This window comes from Camelimonas sp. ID_303_24 (assembly GCF_053543495.1).
Window position 1 is genome coordinate 111,052 of sequence record NZ_JBLLJM010000009.1, and the last position, 24,579, is coordinate 135,630.

At 57.3% G+C, this 24,579-nt stretch carries 19 protein-coding genes and 2 pseudogenes; 13 read left to right on the plus strand and 8 right to left on the minus strand.

Annotation, left to right across the window (positions count from 1 at the left end; all coding sequences use genetic code 11):
• The first annotated feature begins 107 nt into the window (after window positions 1-107).
• Window positions 108-395, plus strand: coding sequence for a DNA -binding domain-containing protein (locus ACERNI_RS10555; RefSeq protein ID WP_448833273.1), 288 nt, complete (start codon window positions 108-110; stop codon window positions 393-395).
• A gap of 18 nt (window positions 396-413) precedes the next feature.
• Here the strand turns inward: ACERNI_RS10555 and ACERNI_RS10560 are convergent, their stop codons facing one another.
• The 3 genes from ACERNI_RS10560 to ACERNI_RS10570 form a co-directional block, all read right to left on the minus strand.
• Window positions 414-935, minus strand: a complete 522-nt coding sequence (locus tag ACERNI_RS10560; protein ID WP_448833247.1) for a DUF2285 domain-containing protein — start codon at window positions 933-935, stop codon at window positions 414-416.
• Window positions 936-981: 46 nt separating this feature from the next.
• Window positions 982-1,200, minus strand: coding sequence for a transcriptional regulator domain-containing protein (locus tag ACERNI_RS10565; RefSeq protein ID WP_448833248.1), 219 nt, complete (start codon window positions 1,198-1,200; stop codon window positions 982-984).
• Window positions 1,201-1,401: 201 nt separating this feature from the next.
• Window positions 1,402-1,932 (minus strand): antirestriction protein ArdA, encoded by a 531-nt coding sequence (locus tag ACERNI_RS10570; protein ID WP_448833249.1) that lies wholly within the window; start codon window positions 1,930-1,932, stop codon window positions 1,402-1,404.
• A gap of 308 nt (window positions 1,933-2,240) precedes the next feature.
• Between ACERNI_RS10570 and ACERNI_RS10575 the strand changes: the two genes are divergently transcribed.
• Together ACERNI_RS10575 and ACERNI_RS10580 are read left to right on the plus strand one after the other, a co-directional pair.
• The gene (locus tag ACERNI_RS10575; protein ID WP_448833250.1) at window positions 2,241-3,182 is read left to right on the plus strand and encodes a HamA C-terminal domain-containing protein; all 942 of its coding nucleotides are present in this window, start codon (window positions 2,241-2,243) and stop codon (window positions 3,180-3,182) included.
• Window positions 3,182-5,296, plus strand: coding sequence for a DEAD/DEAH box helicase (locus ACERNI_RS10580; RefSeq protein WP_448833251.1), 2,115 nt, complete (start codon window positions 3,182-3,184; stop codon window positions 5,294-5,296). Before ACERNI_RS10575 ends, ACERNI_RS10580 begins: the two co-directional genes overlap by 1 nt.
• A 387-nt stretch (window positions 5,297-5,683) precedes the next feature.
• On the opposite strand, the gene ACERNI_RS10585 is transcribed toward ACERNI_RS10580, so the two are convergent.
• Complete coding sequence (locus ACERNI_RS10585; protein ID WP_448833252.1) at window positions 5,684-6,577, minus strand: LysR family transcriptional regulator; 894 nt, start codon at window positions 6,575-6,577, stop codon at window positions 5,684-5,686.
• A 110-nt stretch (window positions 6,578-6,687) separates the two neighbouring features.
• Here ACERNI_RS10585 and ACERNI_RS10590 point away from each other — a divergent pair, with 110 nt between their 5' ends.
• Entirely contained in the window at window positions 6,688-7,635 is a 948-nt protein-coding gene (locus ACERNI_RS10590) for an alpha/beta hydrolase (protein WP_448833253.1), read from the plus strand.
• Window positions 7,636-7,719: 84 nt separating this feature from the next.
• On the plus strand, window positions 7,720-8,355 hold the full coding sequence (locus ACERNI_RS10595; protein WP_448833254.1) for an SDR family oxidoreductase: 636 nt from the start codon (window positions 7,720-7,722) through the stop codon (window positions 8,353-8,355).
• Window positions 8,356-8,636: 281 nt separating this feature from the next.
• Here ACERNI_RS10595 and ACERNI_RS10600 read toward each other — a convergent pair whose 3' ends face one another.
• Window positions 8,637-9,695 (minus strand): restriction endonuclease, encoded by a 1,059-nt coding sequence (locus tag ACERNI_RS10600; protein WP_448833255.1) that lies wholly within the window; start codon window positions 9,693-9,695, stop codon window positions 8,637-8,639.
• Between the two features lie 94 nt (window positions 9,696-9,789).
• Here ACERNI_RS10600 and ACERNI_RS10605 point away from each other — a divergent pair, with 94 nt between their 5' ends.
• From ACERNI_RS10605 to ACERNI_RS10620, 4 genes are read left to right on the plus strand one after another with little or no spacing between them, the layout of a single operon-like run.
• Entirely contained in the window at window positions 9,790-11,706 is a 1,917-nt protein-coding gene (locus ACERNI_RS10605) for a class I SAM-dependent DNA methyltransferase (RefSeq protein ID WP_448833256.1), read from the plus strand.
• Window positions 11,699-13,039, plus strand: coding sequence for a restriction endonuclease subunit S (locus ACERNI_RS10610; protein WP_448833257.1), 1,341 nt, complete (start codon window positions 11,699-11,701; stop codon window positions 13,037-13,039). Before ACERNI_RS10605 ends, ACERNI_RS10610 begins: the two co-directional genes overlap by 8 nt.
• The gene (locus tag ACERNI_RS10615) at window positions 13,036-13,455 is read left to right on the plus strand and encodes a hypothetical protein (protein ID WP_448833258.1); all 420 of its coding nucleotides are present in this window, start codon (window positions 13,036-13,038) and stop codon (window positions 13,453-13,455) included. Before ACERNI_RS10610 ends, ACERNI_RS10615 begins: the two co-directional genes overlap by 4 nt.
• Window positions 13,456-13,511: 56 nt before the next feature.
• Window positions 13,512-13,682 carry a type I restriction endonuclease gene (locus ACERNI_RS10620; protein ID WP_448833259.1) on the plus strand — a complete coding sequence of 57 codons (171 nt, stop codon included), beginning with the start codon at window positions 13,512-13,514 and terminating at the stop codon, window positions 13,680-13,682.
• 653 nt (window positions 13,683-14,335) lie between these two features.
• On the opposite strand, the gene ACERNI_RS10625 is transcribed toward ACERNI_RS10620, so the two are convergent.
• Window positions 14,336-14,719, minus strand: coding sequence for a hypothetical protein (locus ACERNI_RS10625; protein ID WP_448833260.1), 384 nt, complete (start codon window positions 14,717-14,719; stop codon window positions 14,336-14,338).
• A gap of 399 nt (window positions 14,720-15,118) precedes the next feature.
• Window positions 15,119-15,328 (minus strand): annotated as a pseudogene (locus ACERNI_RS10630) (integrase); the annotation flags it as partial.
• A gap of 4 nt (window positions 15,329-15,332) precedes the next feature.
• On the opposite strand from ACERNI_RS10630, the pseudogene ACERNI_RS10635 reads away from it, so the two are divergent.
• The 4 genes and pseudogenes from ACERNI_RS10635 to ACERNI_RS10650 form a co-directional block, all read left to right on the plus strand.
• Window positions 15,333-15,545 (plus strand): annotated as a pseudogene (locus ACERNI_RS10635) (transposase); the annotation flags it as partial.
• A 130-nt stretch (window positions 15,546-15,675) separates the two neighbouring features.
• Window positions 15,676-18,984: a hypothetical protein gene (locus ACERNI_RS10640; RefSeq protein ID WP_448833261.1), complete on the plus strand. Its 3,309-nt coding sequence runs from the start codon at window positions 15,676-15,678 to the stop codon at window positions 18,982-18,984.
• On the plus strand, window positions 18,981-20,267 hold the full coding sequence (locus tag ACERNI_RS10645; RefSeq protein WP_448833262.1) for a DEAD/DEAH box helicase: 1,287 nt from the start codon (window positions 18,981-18,983) through the stop codon (window positions 20,265-20,267). The genes ACERNI_RS10640 and ACERNI_RS10645 overlap by 4 nt, the downstream gene beginning before the upstream one ends.
• A gap of 68 nt (window positions 20,268-20,335) precedes the next feature.
• Complete coding sequence (locus ACERNI_RS10650) at window positions 20,336-23,605, plus strand: helicase-related protein (RefSeq protein ID WP_448833263.1); 3,270 nt, start codon at window positions 20,336-20,338, stop codon at window positions 23,603-23,605.
• A 240-nt stretch (window positions 23,606-23,845) separates the two neighbouring features.
• Here the strand turns inward: ACERNI_RS10650 and ACERNI_RS10655 are convergent.
• The coding region (locus tag ACERNI_RS10655) for a tyrosine-type recombinase/integrase (RefSeq protein WP_448833264.1) at window positions 23,846-24,579 on the minus strand (734 nt) is incomplete at its 5' end.

Sequence of the window (24,579 nt, forward strand, 5' to 3'; positions counted from 1 at the left end):
ATGGGGCCGTCTAGTCACGGTTACTAACTCCCCGATCACCAGGGTCAGAGGGGCCATTTGCGGGGGCGCACCGCAAGCAAGGCCCTCCAGGATCAAGGGGAATGGCTATGCGGGTTCCCGTCGAACTCGATCCCGATGTGGACGACGAAGCGCCCACGGGAAACGACATTACACCTTACGATGAACAGCATCACGTCACCTATTGGCGTCTGCTCGATGCAAAGGCCGATGGCGCGGACTGGAAGGAAGTCGCGCGGATCGTGCTGCACCGCGATCCGGTGGCCGAGGAACTGCGCACCTATCGCTGCTGGCAAAGCCATCTCGAACGCGCGCAATGGCTTTCGCGTGAGGGCTATCGGAAGATTCTGGAACAGGCGGCGGCGAACAAGGCGTGAGGCGATCCCCGCGCGGGATCAATGCTTGCCGGGTTTGATCGGGTAGTGGAGCAACAGGCGATAGCCGCCGCGCATCATCCTGACGCCATGCGCCACCAGGCGGCGGGCCTTGTTCTTGCGCGGATCGTTCTCGAAATCCTCCTTGGTGCCGCGAAAGCCGAGCAGGACTTCGGCGATGGTGCGGTAGCTTTCCCCGCGCAACCGCGCGTCGAGTGCGCGCAGGGACAGGATGTGCCATTGCCGAAGCTGGGCCGGGATCGCCCGGAAATCGGGACCGGGCGGACGACCGTTCAAGGATCGCCAGAAGCGCCGGGCGGCGTGGGTGCGAAGCTCCAGAAAGGAGTCCATCGGCAGCGTGACGGCGTAGAACGCTGCGGCGTCCGGCACCGCCTCGGGCAACCAGAATTGATGCGCGACGCCATCGGCCTGCCAAATGCCGTGCCAGCCATCGGCGGCACGGCGCAGGTCGAGGCCGGCAAGATGCGCAAGCGCAACTATCGGTTCCGTGTCACCGTCCCTATGCTCGACGGGCGACAGCATCACCGCTTGGGGTTGAAGGCTCGGACTCCAGATTGGCGGCGGCCGGTCATGCGGCGCATCGGGATCGCATGGGAAATCGCAAACCCCAACGATGCGCGAACGCTTCAAGTTCGGGGCTGCCCGGTTGTCCGGTCAGTGCGATAGTCTGGAAGTCATGACGATACTCGTCATTCCGGCGCAGATATTCCCAGGCGAAACCGGCGGCAGGAATGTGCTTCGCGTGTCGGTATGCCGCCGGCGAGCGCCAGTCGATGCTTAAAAGCATGGCGTCACCTCCCAAAACCGGGGCGCGCAGAACAACGCCCGGACTGGAGAGGGTCAAAGATTTTATGAAGTAATAGGAGCTACTAAATACAGAAACCTTGAGCGGCGCAGCCGATCATTATTGGTTATTTTCTTATTAACACTATTACCGCGATTCTGCGATATACCTTGCCCGCAATATGCGGGCAAGGTGATCGGGCTTTCACCGGCTGGAAAACACATGCACCTCGTCATGTGCGGTTTCGACCGTGAAGAACTCGCCGCCCATTTCAGCATCGCGGGCCATTGCTTCCCAATCAATATAGTAACGCAGCGCGTCGGGGATGATGACGCCGCTTTCGGTGGTCACTTCCTCCATGAAGTCGGCGAGGCTGGCGAACTGGCCGTGATAGCAGTCCCGCAAGGCAGCCTCGGCCTGATCCATGTCATCGTCGCAATGGTCCAGCAGGCCAGCGCCTAGCGCGCCATGCTCGGCGATGAAAGCGGCCATGCGGGCAACCTTGTCGATACCGGCATATTCGTGAACGGCGACGCCCTCGAAGCCCTCATAAGCATGGATAGCGTATTCCTCCGCGCCCTTGATCGGAGAACGCGCAAGCATCACGGAAATCTCGTCCCTGATGTCGTCGGCGTCCTGATCCGCGTCGATCCAAGCACCATGCAGATAGCCGTTGTTATAGGCGGCAAGGCAAGCAACATAGATGCGGGGATTGGTGTCGGTTGCGCTGGTCATGTCTCTGTTCCTCGGGTCTGAAGGTCAGCGAAGCGGAACGCCGCGCCTGACCTTCTGGCCGTCGCCGAGACCGGGTGTGCAAACGGAGGAAGGCTGCGCGGGGAACCGGCTGCACGGAGCGCGTCAAGCGCGGAGGAAGCTGGGCGGAAGCCTTTCGAAGTGCGCTGAGGGCGGAGCCCTAAGGCCTGTGTTAACGAGCCAATCAGAGAGCGTCAGTGACAGGGCAATGATCTGCGCTGAGGTCATCGACAAAATACCTAGTCATGCATCCTCCCAAGTTGTAGCGTCATCTGACGGGGACAGTCTCGATGGGGGAGTCTATTTTTATGTCTAGGCTGGCATTTGAAGTTTTGATAGATGACTCTCTTTCTTCAGTAACATCGACAGCGCAGCTCACAGAAATAGTCAATAATCGTATAATAAGTTTGATAAATGACTTTGAAGACGCGGAATGGCGTTATCCAAAATTTCAAAATTACTTGTGGGATAACATCGCTCAAACGGCCCTATCTGAGAAAGAGCGATCTTCCCTTGTCGATCAAAGCCACAGCAGCCTGATCGCGGCGGCTCAGAATCTGAGGCTTACAGACAATGATGAGATCGGACAGGGCAGTGAAATTGCTGAAGTATTTTTGTATGGCCTGATGCGTCATCGCTTTGGCGCGCTGCCCGTAGTCCCGAAAATTTTTTATAAGCAAAATGTTCAGGATAACGCCAAGGGGGCGGACAGTGTTCATATCGTCGTTGATGGAGACGATTTTACGCTTTGGTTTGGAGAGGCAAAATTCTACAATTCCATTGCCGATGCTCGCTTGGATTCCGTCGTAACCTCGGTCATGAATTCACTTTCGACGGACAAGTTAAAAAAAGAAAATGCCATTATAACCAGCGTATCTGATCTTGACGGCCTACCAATCGCGCCAGATCTACGAGCCAAAATAAAAGCCGCTTTGGACAACAGAGAGTCCATCGACAACTTGAAGGCAAAAATTCATATTCCAATCCTGCTTTTGCACGAATGCTCGATTACCTCAGGCGCAAAAGACCTCAGCGACGCCTATAAGGCGGAAATTATCAAATTTCATAAAAGCCGTGCAGACGCTTATTTCCTTAAGCAAATCGCAAAATCGGGTTCGGTCCATAAATATGACGATCTAAATTTTCACATCATCCTGTTTCCAGTCCCTAGCAAGAAGAAGATCGTCAGTGCCTTCGTCCAAGCCGTCGCTTTCTATAAGGGGCAGAGCTAATGGATATTTTTGATACCTGCTACGAGATAAACAGGCTTCTGACGCTCAAGAACGAGATCGCCGCCAGAAATCTCCTGATCCGCCTACTGGCAAACCTCGATCATTCCAAAACCCCTTATCCGCAAGTGGTCAATCATATGATCCGCGCGACTGGGCTATTCCCCTACCTGCAGCTGGCAAACGCTTCATGGGATCAGAAATATGTTCATCATGCATTTGAAGTTGATGTTGGTCGGCGCGTCGCAACACTCCATCGCGAGCAGTCGAGCGTTCTCGCCAAGCTTTTGGATGGCAAGAACATAGCGATTAGCGCTCCGACTAGCTTTGGAAAGAGTTTTGTCATTGATGCATTCATTGCGGCCAAAAGGCCGAGCAATGTAGTGATTATCGTCCCGACTATTGCCCTGATGGACGAAACGCGCCGCCGATTGTTCAAAAAATTCTCTGAAGAATATACAATCGTCACAGCGCCCGATACGAAACTTGGAATAAAAAATATCCTTATATTTCCGCAGGAGCGTGCCTTCGGCTATCTTGATGCGCTTGATAGCATAGACTTGTTAGTGGTCGATGAGTTTTACAAGGCAAGCCAAAAACATGACCGTGATCGTGCGCCTGCGCTCATAAAAGCGATCCTGAAGCTCTCGAAGAAGGCAAAGCAGAGGTATTACCTCGCGCCAAACATCAAAAAATTGAGCGACAACGCCTTTACTCGCGACATGGAATTCGTCGAGCTTCTAGATTTTAATACTGTATATCTTGATATTAAAGAGCCATATAAGGAATTTGGAAAAGATGAAGTCAAGAAGGGTGAAAAATTAATCGATTTAATTTCTCAGCAGACACAAAAATCATTGATATATGCGGGGACATATTCTGAAATAAAGAAAATATCGGAACTTGTTATATCAAAGATTCAACCTGTTGATCGTATATATACAAGCCACTTCTCTAAGTGGCTTAGGCAAAATTATCAGTCGGACTGGAGTTTGGCCGATTTGGTTGATCGTGCAATTGGTGTTCATAACGGCAGCATGCATCGGTGCCTCAGTCAGCTACAAATACGTCTCTTTGAGTATGAAGACGGATTTGATAGTATCGTATCCACATCATCAATAATAGAAGGCGTCAATACATCTGCTCAAAACGTCATTGTGTGGAAAAGCAAGCTAGGAAACACAAACCTTAAGGACTTTACATATAAGAATATCATCGGTCGGGGCGGCCGAATGTTTAAGTATTTCGTCGGAAATATATACCTTCTTGACGCCCCTCCAAAATCTGAGGACGTTCAGCTTGATATTGAGTTCCCAGAGGAAATACTGGGAACTCTCGATGAGGTGCGGGATTCGGATCAACTCACGGATCGGCAAGTGGAGCGGATAATTGAGTATCGCACACAAATGTCGGCAATCATTGGCGACGAAAATTTTGCGCGCATAAAGCGCGACAACATCCTGCAAGATAGCGATGCGGATTTCTTGCTTCGGCTAGCAATGGATATGAGGGATAATCCCGAAGAATGGCGTGGCTTTGGTTATCTGAATTCCGCCAACCCCGAGCACTGGGACAATATGCTCTACCGGGTATTACGGCTTAAACCCGGGAATTGGGATACGCAATTTGGCAAACTTGTGAAGGCAACTAAGGCGCTGGCTCACAATTGGGATCGCGATTTGCCTCAACTAATATCGACCCTTAAAGGCGATGGCGTCGATATTGACGATTTTTTCAAGCTCGAACGGACCATGACGTTCAAGTTGGCGGCTCTTCTGAGCGATACAAACGAACTTCATAAGATGATTATTAATCCGTCAGTCGATATTTCTGCCTTTATTGGTAGAATGAGCAGAGCGTTTTTACCGAGTGCGGTCTACCATCTCGAAGAGTATGGCTTGCCACGCATGATTTCCAAAAAAATCCACTTATCTGGCTTGATTGACTTTCAAGACCCCAGCATGGACCTATTGAAGGCAATTGATCGCTTTAAGAATCTCGGAAAAGATGCAGTGTTAGCGATTAGGTCACTTGGTCCCTTTGATCGCTACGTAGTTCGTTTCTTTTTCGATGGGATCACGCTTGACGATCCAGAGCCGACGGAAAAGGCAATCTAGCCTCTGGATTTTTTTTGCGGGCGCGCGAACGTTTAGGGCCGGGACGGGAGCGTCCCGGCATCTCTCCGGCCCCGTTAGGCACCTCTTTCTAGCCTCCATTTTGTAGGGCTATAGTGTAGGTGTAGTTCTCCGTTTCGTCGGCTTCGGCCCGCCAAACACCGCCGATTGCCGCACAAATTGCCGAGCTATCTCTTTAATTATCAAACGGATAGCGTCTTTCGGGCGGTTGTCCTACGCACAGGGGTTCTCGCACGCCCTGCCAGATAAGCTTTTTGAGGGTGATTAACCGCAGATTCCCGCATTTGTCGCCGTGGCTTTGTCCGGTGTTTTGTGATGCAGTCACGGAGGAGATCACTCTGCGGTAGGACCATCGGGCCACGCATCTTGTCAGCCCCGAGTTCGTAATGTTTCCACCAAGAGAGTGAACGCTGATGAAGCGTGCCGTCTGTGTGGGTAGTAGAGGTGATAGCCCGGCAGGTCGGGCGTGAACCGGGTCAGGACGCGCACCAGCAGACCTTCATTCAGATACTGCTGAACTTGGTCTAGCGGAAGATAAGCGAGGCCATGACCGTCAAGGGCAGCGTCAAGGATCAGATCGATGGTGTTGAAGACCAGCGGCCCGTCGATCCGCACCCGGGCTTCCTTACCGCCGCGCATCAGTCGCCACGCATTGAGCGTCCGGGACGTCGGCAGCCGCAGATTGATCGCGCGATGGTCGATCAGTTGCGTCGGTGAGTTCGGAACGGCATGCGCGCGAAAATAGTCCGGCGAGCCAACGATCGCCATGGGAATGTCAGACCCGATGCGCACCGCGATCATGTCTTTCGCCATCTCACCGCCTAGGCGAATGCCGGCATCGAAACGGTCGGCCACGACATCGGCCAGGCCGTAGTCGATCGTCAGTTCCACCGTTATGTCCGGATTGTCCGGCAGCAGGCGCTTCATCGCCGGCACAAGGATGGTCTTGGCCGCATGCTCCACCGTGGTAAGGCGGATCGTGCCGGACGGCCGGTCACGAAGCTCGCCCAGCGAGGCGATTGCCGCATCCAGATCATGCAGCATCGGTCCGAGCGTCGAGATCAACCGTTCCCCTGCATCCGTCGGCGCAACGCTTCGCGTCGTGCGTGAGAGCAACCGCAGCCCCAGTCGCTCCTCCGTGCGCCGCACGATCTGGCTGAGCGCGGACTGCGCCATGCCGAGGCGAGCAGCGGCCTTTGTGAAGCTGCGTTCCTCGGCGACCACGACAAACGCCGCCAGATCGGCGATCTCATCCCGCCGCATTTATCACCTCAATGATAGGCTCAAGCTGAATTACCCGTCTAATCGACACAATTCTTCTGGCCTACATTCAGCGCATGGGCAAGGGAGCCCCGGCAGAAAGGAGCCTGAAGATGGGCAAGATTACATTCACCAACCGCAACAACCCGACCATCACCATGGCAGCGGTGATCAACTTCCCGGAAGGCTTCGACGAGAAGAAGAGCTATCCCGCCATCGTCGTCTCGCACCCGGGCGGCGGGGTAAAGGAGCAGACGGCCGGCACCTATGCGAAGAAGCTCGCAGAGAAGGGCTTCGTCACGATTGCGTTCGATCGCTCCTATCAGGGAGAAAGCGGCGGCGAGCCGCGCCAGCTCGAAAACCCCTACATCAGCACCGAAGACGTGAGCGCGGTCGTCGACCACCTGACCACCCTGCCTTACGTCGACAGTGACCGCATCGGCGCGATGGGCATCTGCGCCGGCGCTGGCTACACCGCCAACGCCGCGATCCAGGATCGCCGCATCAAGGCGATCGGCACGGTCAGTGCCGTCAACATCGGCTCCATGTTCCGCAACGGCTGGGAAAACACCGTCAAGTCGATCGACGCCCTGCCTTATGTCGAGGCCGGCTCGAACGCCCGCACGACGGACGCCGGCGGTTCGGACTACGCCACCATGCCGCTCGCACCGATGAAGGAAGAGGACGCGTCGAACGAGGAACTGCGTCAGGCCTGGGAGTACTACCACACGCCGCGCGCCGAATGCGCCACCGCGCCCGGCTTCGCGACGCTGCGCAGCCTGAACCAGATCATCACCTACGACGCCTACCATATGGCCGACGTCTATCTGACGCAGCCGATCCAGATCGTCGCCGGCAGCGTTGCCGGCAGCAAGTGGATGAGCGACGATCTGTTCGACCGCGCCGCCAGCACCGACAAGTCCTTCCACGTCGTCGAGGGCGCCAACCACATGGAACTCTATGACGGCCAGAAGTATGTCGATGAAGCCGTCTCGGTCCTCGCGCCGTTCTTCCAGCAGAAGCTGACCGCCGGCGAGGTTGCCAAAGCGGCAGCGGAGTGACGGTCGAACTCCTAGCAAAGACACCAGTTACCGGGCTGCGCCATCCGCGCGGCCCGGCCGTTCATGGATAATGAGGACAGGACAATGACGAACGTGCTCATTCTCGGAGCCAGTGGGCAAATCGCCCGCCATGCCATCGAGATGCTGGCCGGTGAGGACGATGTGCGGTTGACGCTGTTCGCCCGAAACACCGCCAGACTGGCGGGCGTGTCCGCCAACGCTTCCATGGTGCAGGGCGATGTGCTTGACGCTGCCCAACTCGGCGCGGCGATTAAGGGACAGGACATCGTCTATGCGAACCTGACCGGCGAAGACCTCGATGCGCAGGCGAACAGCGTCATCGCGGCGATGGAGGCCGAAGGCGTCAACCGGCTGATCTTCGTTCTGTCGCTGGGAATCTACGACGAGGTTCCCGGCACGTTCGGCGAATGGAACAACGCGACGATCGGCGAGGACCTGAAGCCTTTCCGCCGCGCCGCCGATGCAATCGAGGCATCGGGGTTGGATTATACTATCGTCCGCCCGGCTTGGCTGACGGACGATAATGAAGTGGATTATGAGCTGACGCGGCGTGAAGAGCCGTTCAAGGGCACAGTCGTCTCGCGCAAGAGTGTGGCCGACCTGATCGTTAAGGTCATCCGCTCACCCGACCTGCACCTTCGCGGCAATGTCGGCGTGAACAAGCCGGGGACGGACGGCGACAAGCCTTATTTCATGTAGGGACACCGTCGTTGTGGCCAACAGGAGAGCTGAGACGACACGGATCGGCGAAACCGGGTGTCATTTCAGCGACTTAATACCAATTTTCACGTCTCATTTTGGAGGGCTACAGCGTAGACGTAGTTCTCCGTTTCGTCGGCTTTGCCCCGCCATTAATGCGACTTAACGCATTGATTTTAATATGATATTTCACTGATCGCCCATTGCAGCCCCACTGGCGGCCCCACTTTCAGCATGGGAAATGATGCGATGCCATGAGCACGATTGCGCTGGCGCCATCACTATTCCTGTTCCGACAGTACCCAGATTCGTTTCAGCGGCAGATCCGCCCTGACCTCCTCGGGCAGATGCTCATAGCTCTGCTGCAGTGCGCTTACGATCTCGCCTGCGTCCCATATGCGTACTTCGAAAAACAGGCGTTGAGCTTCTTTCGCCAATGCCCGCGTTACGCCACCCCATGCCACCAGCAGCCCTTGCCCCGCTGAATATTGCCGCATGACGCCCTGCAGCTCCCGCAGAACGCTGACATCCACCGGCGCATCCTGTGATTTGACCTGGACCACAAGGCGGGGCTGGTCGAAACCCAACGCGCCCTTGCCCGCCACAATATCCACACCGCCATCAGCCCCAGGCGATGATACGACAACGGTGTAACCCTGCGACTCAAGGATTGCGCCAATCAACGAAGACAGCTTGTGTCCCTTGAACGCCATGCCAATCCGCGTCCGGATGGCGTCGTCGGCCACCTCGGCAAGATTGGGCACATTCGCCTCATCCTCAGCCGAAGCAATCGTATCATCGGAAGCGCTGCCCTTGCCGGGAGCGCGAGAGGCCTCAGGCTGCCGGAATGCGCCACTGGCCGGATCACACCCACCTTCAAGCACGGCGGTTACCCGCTTCTCAGCGTCATTCCGCTGCACCCGACAAACGGTCATGAACGAGCCAAAGGAATACAGCAGGTCCTGTGCGAAGGCGTTGCGCGGCGTCTCGCACAACCATTCGACCGGACGGGTATGCCTGGCGTCGCCCAGATCGATTCGATAGCGGTAAGGGCCGCTCACCCGACCGATTGCGATTGCGGCGCGTGTCTTCAGGGGCATAACGACCAAATCACCTACCGCCATCATGTGGGCGAAAGGCCACAACTGGCTTTCCCAGTTGGTCAGGGTTTTGCCTTTCTCATCGGGATAGGTCGCCTGGAGCGCCGCCGCCAGGTTGGCCCGGTCTTTCCGCGTGGCGAGGTCTGGCATCTCATCCCAGCCAATGACCGCGACGCCATTTGCAAGCGCCAGAGCCTCGCGCTCGCCGTACTTTCCTGACCTCACCAACCACAGCGTCATGCTTGCCCCGATAGAACGTCCCCTGTCGCGCCTATTGTGTGCGCAACCACAGATGGAATAGCAATCAGCAGTGCGACCGATTGCAGATACTGATTTGCTGCAGCGGGTCCAGGCGTTGAAGTTCGAAGAGGGTGAGATGGTTGAACAGGCCCTGAAAGAGGCGTTTCTCGCGGCGCTGACACAGTCGGGCGGCTCTTCGGGCAACGTAAAGCTGCGTGCAGCCCTGCAGTGGGATGAAGCAACGTACAACGTCGTAAAGGAGGCCCTGATCGCCGCTGGCGACGTTACGCCTGGGCGTGGACGTGGCGGCTCTGTTCAACTGGCGTCGGCAGCGGCAGACGAATTATCGGAGCGGCCGACAGTCGCGGCAAAGCCGGCCAGGGAACGGATCAGGCCAATGGCTGCCGGGGAGGCCCGGGCGACTGCTGGCGACCTCGGCTTTGAGGCCGAGTTGTTCAAGGCGGCGGACAAGCTGCGCGGTAATCTGGAGCCGTCGGAATACAAGCATGTTGCACTTGGCCTGATCTTCCTCAAGTACATTTCGGAAGCGTTCGAGGCGCAGCACGTCAAACTGCTGCAAAACGAATATGCAGAGCCAGAAGATCCGGAAGAATACCTCGCCGACAACGTGTTCTGGGTGCCGCCTGAGGCACGCTGGGCGCATTTGCAGGCGAACGCCAGGTTGCCCGAGATCATTTTTGTCGATGTCATCACCGGACAGACCAAGAAGGGCGACATTGGCGGGCTGATCGACAACGCCATGGAAGCCATTGAGCAGGCCAACATCAAGGTGCTGAAGGACGTGCTGCCAAAGGGCTATTCGCGCCCGCAGCTCGACAAGACCATGCTCGGCGAGCTCATTGATCTGTTCTCCAACATCGACATGCGCGGCGATCATGGCGAGGCGCGAGACAGGCTGGGGCGGGCGTATGAATATTTCATCTCGCAGTTTGCCGGCGCTGAAGGGCGGCGTGGCGGTGAGTTCTACACGCCCCGTTCAGTGGTGCAGACGATTGTCGAGATGCTGGAGCCGGCAAAAGGTCGGGTCTATGACCCGTGTTGCGGCTCTGGCGGCATGTTCGTGCAGTCGGAAAAATTTATCGAAGAACATCAGGGGCGGCGTGACGACATCGCCATCTACGGACAGGAGCGGAACCACACCACGTGGCGGCTGTGCCGGATGAATCTGGCGGTGCGCGGCATCGACGCCGATATCCGCTGGAACAATGAAGGCAGCTTCATTCGCGACGAATTCGCCCAGATGAAGTTCGATTTCATCATGGCCAATCCGCCGTTCAACATCTCAGACTGGTGGCAGTCGAAGCTGGACGGCGATGCAAGGTGGAAGCACGGTACGCCACCGCAGGGCAACGCCAATTTCGCCTGGCTGCAACACATCCTGCATCACCTCGCCCCACGTGGCACGGCGGGCGTTGTGCTGGCCAATGGCTCAATGTCGTCGCAGCAATCCGGCGAAGGCGACATCCGCAAGGCGTTGATTGAGGCCGACCATGTCGACTGCATGGTGGCGCTGCCTGGGCAGTTGTTCTACTCCACCCAGATTCCGGCTTGTCTTTGGTTTCTGGCGCGCGACAAAAGCGCCAATGGTCATCGCGACCGTCGCGGTGAAATCCTGTTCATCGATGCCCGCAAGCTGGGGCATATGGTGGACCGCACCCGCCGGGAGTTCTCCGAAGCTGACGTCGCCCTGATCGCGGGCGCCTATCACCGTTGGCGTGGCAGGCCAGAGGCTGTCGCTACCGCTGGGCTGGAGCCTTACGCCGATGTGCCGGGGTTCTGCCGGGCAGCTACGCTGGATGAGGTGCGTAGCCATGGGCACGTGCTGACGCCGGGGCGTTATGTCGGCGCGGCAGATGTGGAGGATGACGGCGTGCCGTTTGAGGAACGGATTGGTGAACTTAAGGTCAAGTTATCGAAGCAGTTCGTTGATAGTGAACAGTTAGCTCAATTGATTTTATCGAATATCAGCGGGATTGCTGGCCATGGATGATTGGCGCGAAACTCGGTTAGCTGACCTTATCGACATTAAACATGGCTTTGCCTTTAGGGGTGAACATTTTTGCGACGAACCGACAGACAGTATCCTTGTCACCCCGGGAAACTTCGCCATTGGCGGCGGGTTCCAGCTTAACAAGGCAAAATATTACAACGGCATAATACCGAATGATTACGTGTTAAGCACCGGAGATGTCATCGTTACGATGACGGACCTAAGCAAAAATGCCGATACTCTTGGCTACTCTGCGACCGTCCCCATCTCCCAAAAGCGGTTCCTACACAACCAACGCATTGGCAAAGTAATCCAGAAAAGTGAAAATACATGCCTGTCGTTCATCGCGTGGTTGATGCGCACTAGCGCATATAGAGACGAAATATTGGGGAGTGCGACGGGGTCCACTGTCAAACACACCTCCCCGAGCCGCATACTGTCTTATGCGTTCAGGCTACCTCCCCTTGCCGTACAGCGTCAGATAGTTGGGGTGCTGTCGTCACTTGAAGACAAGATCGAGCTCAACCGGCGAATGAACGAGACGCTGGAGGCGATGGCGCAGGCTATTTTCCGCGATTGGTTCGTCGATTTCGGCCCTGTCCGTCGAAAGTTGGCTGGCGTTAGCGAGCCTGTTCCAATCATGGGTGGCCTCACCCCCGACCCGCCCCGCGCCGCTGAACTGGCCGCGTTGTTTCCGGATCAGCTGGGGGATGATGGGCTGCCGGTGGGGTGGCGACTGGGCGCAGTAGGCGACATCATCGAATTCAATCCGACGGAGTACTTAAGCAAGGGGGCCGTAGCGCCTTACTCGGACATGTCCTCACTGCCTACGAGCGGAAGTTGTGCTGAGCAGCCCACCTTACGTGCGTATGGTTCTGGCATGAAATTTCGAAACGGAGATGCCATTCTGGCACGGATTACTCCATGCTTGGAAAATGGGAAGGCAGCTTTCATCGATTTCTTGCCCGATAACGCGACAATAGGCTGGGGATCGACCGAATTCATTGTTCACCGCGCCAAGTCAGGCGTACCAAAGCCGCTTGCTTATATCTTTTGTCGCGATCCTGAATACCGCATGCATGCAATACAAAGTATGATCGGCACATCCGGAAGGCAGCGTGCCCAAGCCGACAGCCTCAAGGCATTGCCTTTTGCGCTGCCGTCGATCGACGTTTTTGCAGCTTTTGGTGACCATATTGACGTTTCGTTTGCTAAAATTTCAATGAATTCTGCCGAAAACCGCACCCTCGCAGAAACGCGCGACTATCTGCTGCCCCGGCTGATGTCCGGTGAAGTTAGCGTGCGGGATACCAATCTGGAAAGCATCGCATGACGATTGATCGCACCTCCTTCAAACGCGCTATCACCGCGCTGCTGGATACTCACGCCACAGAGCATCCCATCGGCCACCAGACGGACAAGGCCGCACGCTACATCATCACAGCGCCAGGGGGGAAGTCGCTGGAAATCATGTTCCAGAAAGACACTAAATCGCCGCCGAACATCTGGATTACGGAAAAGGCCGCAGGGCCACTGGTTGGCGGAGCAATAGCGCACAAGCGTTCGCCAGCAGCGCTGCTCTGGAAGAAGAAAAACCAGAATGGCGAACTCAATTATGGTCGCCATAGCGGCCTGAAGGCCATGCCCCAGCTGGCTGAAGCAGATCTTGTGTGCTTTGCTCCCGCTTCGCCGACAGAGGTTCAGGCTATCCTCGACCAATTACTGATTCATTCGGCATCGGGTCGATAAGACTGGTCAAAAGGCGCACGCCAGATGCGCCGTGTATTGCTGGGAGGCTGCCCGACGTGTCCACATTCACCGAAGACACCGTCGAACAGGCGGCCATCCACATTCTTCAGGATCTGGGGTGGGCGTACCGGCATGGCTCAGAGATCGCCCCTGACAGCGCAACCCCTGAACGGCGGTCGTTCTCTGACGTCATTCTGCTGCCGCGCCTCGAAGCGGCCATCAAGTGATTGGCAGTTATGGTGAGATAGCGCTGTTTGACGTAAACCTCGACACGGGCCGGATCGCACTTGATCGGACCTTCGATTTTGCCGCGCGCGATCATGCGAATCCCAGTGCCTGAAGGGCTTACCTCAGTATAGGTTTCGTTGAGGTTGATTATTTCCTGTACCCATGGGTCCAGAGCGCCGGTTTCCGGATCGCGGCACTTGTCGAGATCAATGCCGGTATATTCATCGTCTGCGGCAAGAACGAAGCCGACGCCGGAAAGTTTTAGCTGGACCGCGCGATCAAACGCCTGCTCGAATGTGCCCCATGTGGCCGGATCGCTGTGAGATGCGCCGCGCCCAGTCATCGGATTGACCGGGGGCTTCGTGAACTTGGTGGCACCACCCGCTGTTGGGACTTCTTTGAAGCGCCAGGCTACCCACTGACGATGTTCTCGGAGTTCTGCAATGGCAGGGAGCGACTGGTGCTGGCTCTGAAAATGCGGGAGGTCCCCTTTGCTGCCGATAGTCGCCTGACCATGGTCGGCATTCTTGCCGGCGACATCACAAGGCGGGTGAATGTCGGTGCAATCGCCATTATCGGGAGGTGGTGGGGCGGGTAGCCCCCCCTTGGGATCACCCCGGCGTCAGTTTCTCCCGGCTGCGCCGCATGTCTGTCAGAATTCATTGCAGCGCCTCCATTCAAAGGCGCGCACCATCGCAGTGGCCATCACTTGATGGGCCGTGAACGGCTCCAGACCGGATGCCTTCATGATCACATGGAGATCATCCGCCAGTTCGTGACGAAGTTCCCGCGGCATTTCGCTGGGCGATCCATCGCGCCAATCCGAAGCGTCTTTAAGCCGGACACTCGCGGGGTCGATCTCGTGCATGGCCATGCGGTACAGGAGACTGTCGATGCCCTCCAGATGCGAATACGTGCGGAAAAGCCTGTGAAACACAGCTTCCGAAGAAATATAGACGTACAGTGTCTGATCGCTGTACACAGTGAGATTGAGCGATCGGAGCTCCCGGCCTGGCTGCCAATTCACCTCGTTCATCACAGCGCATCCCCACCAGCCAGGCGGAGGATTTCCGCATAGGGGACGAGCGTGCGGCCGCCAATGCGGACGAGTCTGATGATGCCTTGGGCCTCCCAGCGGTAGATTGTGGCGCTGGACGGGTCTCCGAGGAGAACGCGGGCCTCTTTCAGAGGATAGGCCGCACGCATGGGTATGCCCGCAGGCAGGGATGCCGCGAACGGGACGCTGTCAATCGAAGGTTGGGAAGCAGTCGATTCTGTCGCTGCGTCTAAGGGCATAGCCGCGCTCCCTTAACGTGATCCGGCGTATAAGCCTTGATCCCGTGGTCGGGCCGCACGTCATGCGCAGCGATTGATATAGAACTCTATCGATAATCCTGAGTCGGCATGTTGGCAAGAGCGCCAATGTGAGAAAGCACTAGATATGGGTTCTTTCACTGCGAAGGGCGCGATATCTGGTCCAGGATTCCATCATTTCCCGGCATCGCTCCAGCGCGTCGCTTCGACGGTACGCCTGCTCCGCCCTGTCACCAATAACGTGAGCCAGAGCTGTTTCTGCCAGCTCGCGAGGAAACTCTGTCTCGTTACCCGCCCAATCCCGGAAGGATAACCGGAAGCCATGGACGGTATGCACGACCAACGCCATCGAGGTGCTAAATTCAAAGCTACACAGGGCCGCCCAGGAAAGGAACTATTTCCCGACAGATGAGACCGTGCTCAAGCTGCTGTTTCTCGTCTTGCTCAGCGGCAAGAACTGGAAAATGCCAGCCCGTGAGTGGGTGATTGCCAAGGCGCAGTTCGCCGCTATCTCTGGTGAGGGCTTCACAATGACCATGGCGGTCTGATTTCTTTGAGGCGGCTCGCACACGAAGCTCCAGACTGTCCCGCATAGGACCGACTCTGTTGTACATATGCCATTAAGGTGCTACGCCGGCTAAAGCAAAAAACCAAGACACTGGGAGGAGTAAGCAAACTGTGAGCGTGCACCTTCAACAAAATTTGGCCTTGGCTTGCAGTACGGCAGACTTTATCATTAAGCGGTCATTGCGCGCGGTAGGGGCCCCCCCCTTTGTCGGCATACTAGAACTAGATGCCAATGGAAGAAACAAAGCCATCGTCGCGACTAGGGCAATATTGAATGGTCGCGCAGACAATATTTACAATTTTTTCCGACGATTTCCCAATCTCGCAACTTGGCTTGTGGCCAACTCCTTAAACGCTGATTATGGCGAGGACGGAAATGCCGTCTACAAACTTATCTCTAATACCCTAGGCGTCTCTCTGGAAGCGCAGTCACATCGGCAAATCCTCCACGATTCGTTCAGTAGAGTTTGCGATCGTCTTGGGCTGCCTACCCGAGGCCTTGACCGAAATGTCGACGTCTATTTGTTGCACGCAGGGGTAAGCCGGGCGCAGCTACCGCGCCTGATAGATGCTTTCCTGAAGCAATGCGCGGCGTATGGCCCTCCGCCGACCGAGGCGACATCGCTTCTCAACAGCTGGGAGGTCGATGCCCTTGAATTCCTTCCGACGGCGATCAACGTGCTTCGCAGGGCCATCCAGTGGGACGATACGGCCTGGCACGCTACACTGTTCGCGCGGATTATGCAGAACCCAGCCGCATTTGTTCCTGCGAACGATTTCGAAAGTTACTTCAAAGATGTACTTGACCAGCGCACCGCTGCATCGCGAAAATCAAATGACAAGATCATCAAGGAGGCTGTTGTCCCACGGCCACGCCTCTATTGGAGCGACAGTGAACTGAAGCTGATGCTCCCACGAGCGGAAGGGCATATCCGGATTTGGCTGGATAATTGCCTGAAGCCCTTAAGATTGCGTGGCGGCGAGAGCTGGACGCTGTTCCAGCCGTGGCCCAAGGTTATCCGCTGGGAAATCTCTGGTCAGATCGGCCAATTGAATTTTATCCCCCAGAATGCTTGTGTGGCATTCGACAGGGCGACGGGACACTACCTTCGGGAAATTAGACCTGCGGCCGGTGCCATCGCACTGGATTCGACGGACGTGGTCATTCTCGCAAGGGCGGCTTTTTCAATCGGGGGCGCCCCTGCCATTGAGGCGGAGCCGAACAGTTTTGTTAGCTTCGCGAATCTGGGGCACCGACCACTGGCGCTTGAGTTAGATGGAGCCAGCGTCGCCCTCAGCGCCCGGGCTCGACGGAGCCTTTCATTTTCAGGCAATCCGATTGCAAACGGCCCGCGCGGACCGCTTCTGGGGCCATCCGCGATACTCCAGGTAGGCACGGGACTGGACCGCGCAGAAATTCGAACATTACGTGTAGCGCTTGGGCAGAAGGTGGCATTTGTGGACGTCCCGATTTCTGAATGGGGAATTGGCGACATTGGCATGAGCGAGCTACTCGCAGAGTTCGCTGGCTGCGGCACCAGTGACCCTTGTAGGATTCGGGTGGAGCTGATGTCGCCTGCCACGGACGGTCGTGCATTAAACAGCGCTGGCATTGGGATCACCGTCTGGGTGTGGCCCGAGTTTACACACTCTGACGGGATCGTATTTGAGAGCGCAAAGCCGATTGAGAACCTGATCCCCGATGAATGCCTTCATGTTGATTATGACGACAACGGTGGCATTTGCCTTGATCGTTTGGGGGGCTACATCACCGCACGCGCCGTTTTCGATATTGAAGGTGCCCATGTCCCCTTTGACCTGCCGTGGCCTGACGTGAGCGTAACGAGACAGCGCGCAGATGGGAGTATTTCTATACTGCCTCATGGCTCCCGAATATCCGTTGGACAAGACGATCGCCTCGATACCATCCGCATAACATGTCCAGACGAAGATGCACAGTTGATTATCGGAAGCCGCAAGAAAGAAAATCCGTTTATCAATGGTTTAACCAGAACATTTGCCATCCGTGACATGCTTGCGATGACATCCGGTGGGCGTGTGCTGGTGCGGCGCGGCAATGGATCGGAATTGCTTCTGTTTGAACTGGTTGAGGCATTAGCGCCTCAAAGCATCACGTTTCTGCCGGCCCGCAATGCGGTGCGACTCCGGCTACAATTTGACAAGGCCGTGGACGCCATAGCCGTAGAAATTGAGGATGAAGGCGGAGGCATTGTTTTTGCCGAGGCTGCGCTTAGATTCAGGCCAGTTTCAACCCGTCGCCCGGCATGGCTGAACGCAAGGGTGTGCGACAGACATGCATACGCGGTTGAGCTCGCAATCAGTTGTGACTGGCTGGAGGGCGGGATAAAGTTGGCCCGTCTGCTCATCAGGGCCGAAGGGGCTCATGACTGGAGCCCTCTTCGCAAGGCGCGTGGCGAGAGTTTTGCAGTCGCCCTCACCAACCCGGCCATGGAGCGGCCAGTTGGCGATCTGGAGCTTTCCCGACGGTTCGATGTATTGTGCCGGTGGCTTTCTGATTGTTATGCGGAAGAGTGCTGGACTCATCTCGAAAAGACCATTGTCGCCCGCTGGAAAGAGCTAGGTCAGCGGCTCGGCCAGACGCCTCACGGCGATGCTGTGCTCATGCGCACGGCAAGCGTTCCACCTCCCGATCATGCGCCGCCAGGTTGGTTGCCTGTCCTGCACCCCTTGCAGCTCCTTCCTGATCTTTACGCCGCCCCTCCTGAAGCCTTTGCCTCGTTGGCGGCAGCCATGGATACGGGCGTCACGGAGCTGGCCGCTCTTGCGTCGCTGAAGACGACACGCATACGCGAAATGTCCCAGCTTCATCCTACAGTGTATCTAGCCTTTCGTAACATCCATGCTGCAACCAGCTCTGACATGCGGTTGGAGGGCTTTGATCCTGCAAGGTTTTTCAGAAACCTGAACCACGTTGATGCAGACCACTCGGCGGGCTGGTTCTGGCGTGGCGCGCCCCTGCTCGGGCCGGACCATTGGCGCGCCGCACATCTGCGGCTTTCCGAACGGCTTGATGCGGCCGGCCTGTTTCTGGATGACGTAGACGAAGATGGACCAACCAGCGGACGGCAGGCGGCGCTGCAGCGCCTGATGTACGCCGCGTGGGTCTCGTTGCCCGAACAGCTGCGCCCCCCAGTTCCGCATTGCGACAAGGAAGGCGGCGAGCCAAACCAGATCGATCTGTGGGCTACGGCACTTCTCTCAGGCTTTGCCCAGGCCAGTCGTTTTCGAAAGGTTTGTGACTATTTGGAGGCGCTTTCCAGGCGGACGGGCGTATCTCCCGCCCAGGCGCTCAGTAGCACAGCCCTACTGCTTCGGCTCGCTCCAGAACTCTTCGCATTTCATCTCCTTCTCTGGCAAATCGCCAAGGAACGTCCATGACCGACCTCGACCCGATCGAATTCCAGCGTAAGCTCGCCAAAACCCTTGCCCGCTACATTGCAACGGCAGCTGCGGTTTCCCCAGCACGGACACCCCGCCTCGCGCGTACTGTGGTTAAGGAATGCGAGCAAGCAGAGCTCGTCCGCGGCCCTTATGTCGAGAGCTTGCCAGATTTTGAAAAGGGCGAGAGCCTCGAAGGCCTGGTCGCTAGCGGCGCGTTGCATCCAGGCTGGGCAGCGCTAGAAAACGGTCAGGAGGGGCTCTCCCTGTGGCGCAGACCGCTGCACCTGCACCAATCCGCCGCCATTGGCCGGGATGAGAATTATTTGGTCGCGACGGGGACCGGCTCAGGAAAGACGGAGTCCTTTCTTTTCCCCCTGATTGACGATCTGTTGCGGCGCGGTGATCTTGATCGTCCTGGGATCCGCGCGATTCTGGTCTATCCACTCAACGCTCTTGCCAATGACCAGATGCACCGTATCGCCCGGCTCCTCTTCCGGGATCTGGGCGATCCCGGCATTACACTCGGACGCTTCACCGGGCAGGTTCGTTCCGACGCGACACGGCCAAATGAGGAAGACCGCCTGATTGCGACGCCGACCTTTCAGGCTGATTTCCCCGATGCACGCCATGCGCCACTGAACTGGCTCCTGTCCCGCAGCGAAATGCTGGACAATCCACCGCATATTCTTATCACCAATTATGCGATGCTGGAGCACATCCTGCTCTTGCCGCGCAACCGCGCCTTGCTGGCTGGCGCTGATCTGAACTGGCTGGTCCTCGACGAAATTCATACTTACACTGGCGCGCAAGCCATTGAAGTGGCTTTCCTTCTTCGAAAGTTGAAGGCCCACCTTGAAATACCTCAGGGCCAAATCCGCTGCGTCGGCACCTCCGCCAGCCTTGATCCCGCGCGGCGGGACGAGCTGGCCCGCTTTGCCGAAGACCTGTTCGGAGAGCAATTTCCGAGCGGTGATGGCGCCGTCATCACATCCGAAAGGCAGTTGCACCCTGCGCTGGCAGCGCCAGTACATGAGTTGCCCCTCTCCTCCGATGATTGGATCGAAGCGGGAAAAGTCCTCGAAAAAGTACGGGACATGCGGCTATTGGAGCCAGATAATGAGGCAGATCTGATCGAAGTCTGGAATGACGGCATGCGGGCGGCGAAGCTTGACGCATTTGTCATTGAAGCCCAAGAGCGGTTCGGTGAAGGACTGATCGCGCGTCTGGCGCAAATCAGGGAAGTCAGATTGACAGCGCGCGCGCTGAGCCAGGGCGCCTGAACCGGCCTCTCTGGGTGCTTGTCAATCAGCTTGGGATACCGGAGGCGGTTGCACGACCCTACCTTTCAATGTTCTGGGAAGAAGCGACGCGACCGCGATACAACCTGCTCAAACGATCCACATATGGCCATGTGCTGAACCTGGCGGCGTTGCGCTTCACCTACACAACGGAAGTCGCCATGCGCCGGTGCGATAGCTGCGGCGCAACCAGCCAGCTTGATCTTGGCGGCGTCTGCACAGCGTGGCGCTGCACCGGTCGCACCATCGCGGTGTCGGCCGGGGAGCACGCGGCGATGAGCCAAGAAAATCATTACCTCGCCCGCTATGCAGGAACACCATTCAGCGGGATCGCGCGCGAACATACCGCCGCCATCTCGACGGCAGAACGCTCCGAGATCGAGGACCGTTTCCGTCGGGGAGACGTCAATCTTCTAAGCTGCACGACTACCATGGAAATGGGCGTCGACCTGGGCGAACTGGAAGCCGTGTTCTGTCGCAACGTACCGCCTGGAATCGCCAACTACCAGCAGCGCGCCGGACGTGCCGGGCGCCGCGCGCAGGCAGCCCCCGTTGCCTTGATGATGGCGCGATCCGGTCGATATGACCAGGCGCAGTTCAGCGATCTGCGCGGCTATCTCGAAGCGCTACCCGCCGCCCCCTATCTGACGCTGGACAATCCCAGCTTCTTCCGACGCCACCAGGTGTCCTGCCTGCTCGCAGGCTGGCTGGATGATCGGCTCAGGGGGGGCGAACGGACCGGCGCGCCGCGCCTGCGCGATATATTGGGTGATCGTCTGGACCTGGAGCTTGAGAGCACCCTATTGGCGGACCTTGATCATTGGCTGGCCTCAGAGCCAGGGCAAAAGGCGCGGAACGTTGCAGAAAGGATGGTCACGAGCTTGCCAAGGCGGCTTTATCATGTGCCGCTCATGGGACATGATCTCACCGAACATGGACGTAATGAAATATCACGCTGGATCAAAGCCACATGCGCGCGCTGGCGTGAGCTGAAAGCCGAGGCCGACTCTGCCCGAGCAACACTTCAAGACCCCGATCTAGCAGAAAGCGCAAGTTTGCGCACGGCCAACCGCATGAGGGCCCGCTTAGGCGACATGAAGCGTTTCCTCGACCGTTTCCTGGTTGAAACGCTGTCGCGCGCGGCTGTCATTCCCACGTACAGCTTCCCGGTCCACTCGATTCACCTTGAGATCATGACCGAGCGCGGTCGTGAAGCTGCCTCAGACGACAGGGCCCTTCAGCTCAACCGTGACGCATCCATGGCCATCGCAGAATACGCGCCAGGGGCTGAAGTGGTCGCGGGCGGCCGCATCTGGACATCCGCAGGCATTTCTAGGAAGGCGACCATTGGTGGTGGAGATGCATGGATGGAAGGCGGGCTCCATCGCATATGTCAAAGCTGCAAGCATGCAGAGCTTCATCATAAGCGTGAAGATTTTGAGGGCGCCTGCCCTCAATGCGCGGCGCCGGCGACTGAGCACCCGCGTGCATTTGTCGAACCGCATGGCTTTCTGTCATCTTATGTCGAGCGACAAGGCAGGGATCCGGGCGCATCGCGCCTCCGCGTCCGCCCTGTCGATGAGGCGCGACTGTTGACCAGGGCGCGGCGTGAGGAGTTCGAGCCGTCTGATCTAGCTCACGTCACACATTTTTTCGCGCCGGCGATTGCTCCCGCAGGAGGCCACCCGGGCCGCATGCTGATACTGAACCGCGGACCACACGGGGCTGGGTATCTTCGGTGCTCTGCATGCGAACACGCACAGCCTGCGCTACCGGAAGCCCGCAACGGGGCCGCTATTTCAGCGCGGCATGATAATCCCCGCACAGGCGATCGTTGTCACATCGAAACCCTGAAATGGCCCGTGGATCTCGCCCATATCTTCGAGACAGATTTGCGTGGCGTCAGAATGGATCAGCCGGTCCCTGAATTCGGCGAAATGCCAACGCAAAAAGATCGGCAGGCAGCCCAGAGTGGCTTTTTGAGAACGCTTGGCGAAGCCATGAGACTGGCGGCCGCAGATCTGCTTGAAACAGATGCAAGGGATCTGCGGACCACCGTTGAGTTATTTGGTGCATCTCCTCATGTCATTCTCTCTGATTCCGTTCCAGGAGGCGCCGGATATTGTCGACGGATACTTGATGACTCCCGGTTCTCTGCTAGGGTACTGATAAACCGCGCTATCTCAATTCTTGACTGCCCGAGGGGCTCTGCCTGTGAAAGCAGTTGTTCACGCTGTCTCAATGAGTACTCCAACCAGGTTTATTGGGACCAGTTTGACCGCCATCCGGTTCTGGACTGGCTGCGCGAGCTCGTTGAGGAATCGACGCCGCGTCCGGCTCATGCGCCAGAGGCGGCAATACCTGTGGCGCAGACTTCGGCGGCGACACTGCGCGTCCGGCTGGAGGGGGCGGAACTGGTTGCAATTGTATCGCCCCGGCTCTGGGGAGCGGAGGATCGGGCAGAAGGGATGGCCAGTGTGCGGGCGCTGCGAAACTGGCTTGATGAAGACTCGCACCGGCTCGTCACGATCCTAGTTTCACCTGAAGCTGCCCTCGCGGAGGCGCCCACGGGTCTCGATCGGGAAATTGCAGATGTGTTAAAACCTTACGAGGTTTTGGGTCAACTGAGGTTCGGCGGCCTGGACAATGAGACCCTCAACATGGCGCCGCGCCTGACGATCTGGCAGCATGGCGGTGGTGTGGTCGATGCGTTTTACGCAGCAGGCGAACCGGCACCGGTTTTCGATGGATTCCTGACCGGGACCAGCCACAAGCTGTCTTGCCCTGCGAGCGAAAGCTGGCTGGCTTCGGTGCGGACCAACCTCAAGCACATGTCGCCACCTCTGACAGCACTGGCCGCCCGCTTGCGCGTCAAGCGCTTCCGGCCGGGCACACTCCGTAATCTGGTACCGCTTTTCCAGGGCGTGGCCGGGCGTCGCATTGCGCTGGAAATTGAGGATCCCTGGTGCGGCGTTCGTCCGCAGAACCGTCGACGCCTTGCAGACTTCCTTGCAGCAGCCAACGCCGCTGGCGTCGATATTGAAAGGCTGACTGTTGTGTGGAACACCGATCACGGCTTGCCTGACTCCCCGCAGGAGCAATCGGATGCGCTATTGGCTGAGCTGCGGTCGGCAAGGATAACGGTGAAGCCAGAGTTTATTTATCGCTCGGGACGCGAAAAACATTTCCACGATCGCGTCGCAGTTTTCCGGACCGTTGACGGCTCAACGCAGGTACACCAGAGATGGGATATCACGGCAGGCATCGACAACCTTATGTCGACCACGAAAGAGTGCAGTGTGTTCATTGAAGACATCTAGCGAATTTTGCGCACGCAGATCGCAAAACAGGAGAATTATGAAACACCCATGAGATAATTAATGAGATTTAGCGACAAAATTACGTAAATCTCATAGCTTATAGCGCGATGACATCGCGTCGCAACTCCTCAATCTCAGTCGCCCCCCTTTCTGGTCGCGGATCAGGTGCAACAAACCAAAATGATGACTGACGAATAACCTCGAAATGGGATGAGCGTAAGTTAGATGATGGGAACAATGCTAAGTATGAGCTTTTTGACAGGCAACGGCACAATATGCTGTCCATGTGGCCATCATCTCACGCCGCCGCTCAAGCGCATCGCTCCGCCGGTACGCCTGTTCCGCCTTGTCGCCGATAACGTGCGCCAGCGCTGCTTCGGCTAACTCACGCGGAAATCCCGTCTCGTTTCCGGCCCAGTCGCGAAAGGACGAACGGAAGCCGTGTACGGTAACTGGAACCTCCATGCGTCGCAGTACCATTTCCATCGCCATGATCGACAGTGGTTTGTCGGGTTTCGTGCCAGGAAACACAAATTCCGAAGTCCTGATCTTCGCCATTTCCTCAAGGATGGCGCGGGCGCTGGCGGAAAGCGGCACGCGGTGCACACGTCCTGCCTTCATGCGGGCGGCTGGCAGGGTCCAGATGTTGGCGTCAAGGTCGAACTCACTCCAGCGCGCACCCAGCACCTCGCCGGAACGCGCCGCTGTCAGGATGGTAAATTCCAGCGCCCGGGCAGAGACAGCGTTGCGCTGCTGCAAACGTTTGACGAAGTCCGGAACATCCGCATAAGCCATCGCAGCATGGTGTCCGCGCGTCAGCTTCTGGCGTTTGGGGAGCAGCTTGTCGAGGTGACCGCGCCAGCGGGCAGGGTTTGCTTCATTCTGCGGGATATGTCCCATTGCACGGGCCGCGTCGATCACCGCTTCAATCCGTCCTCGTAGGCGGGAGGCTGTTGGCCTGCTGCCGGTTTCGT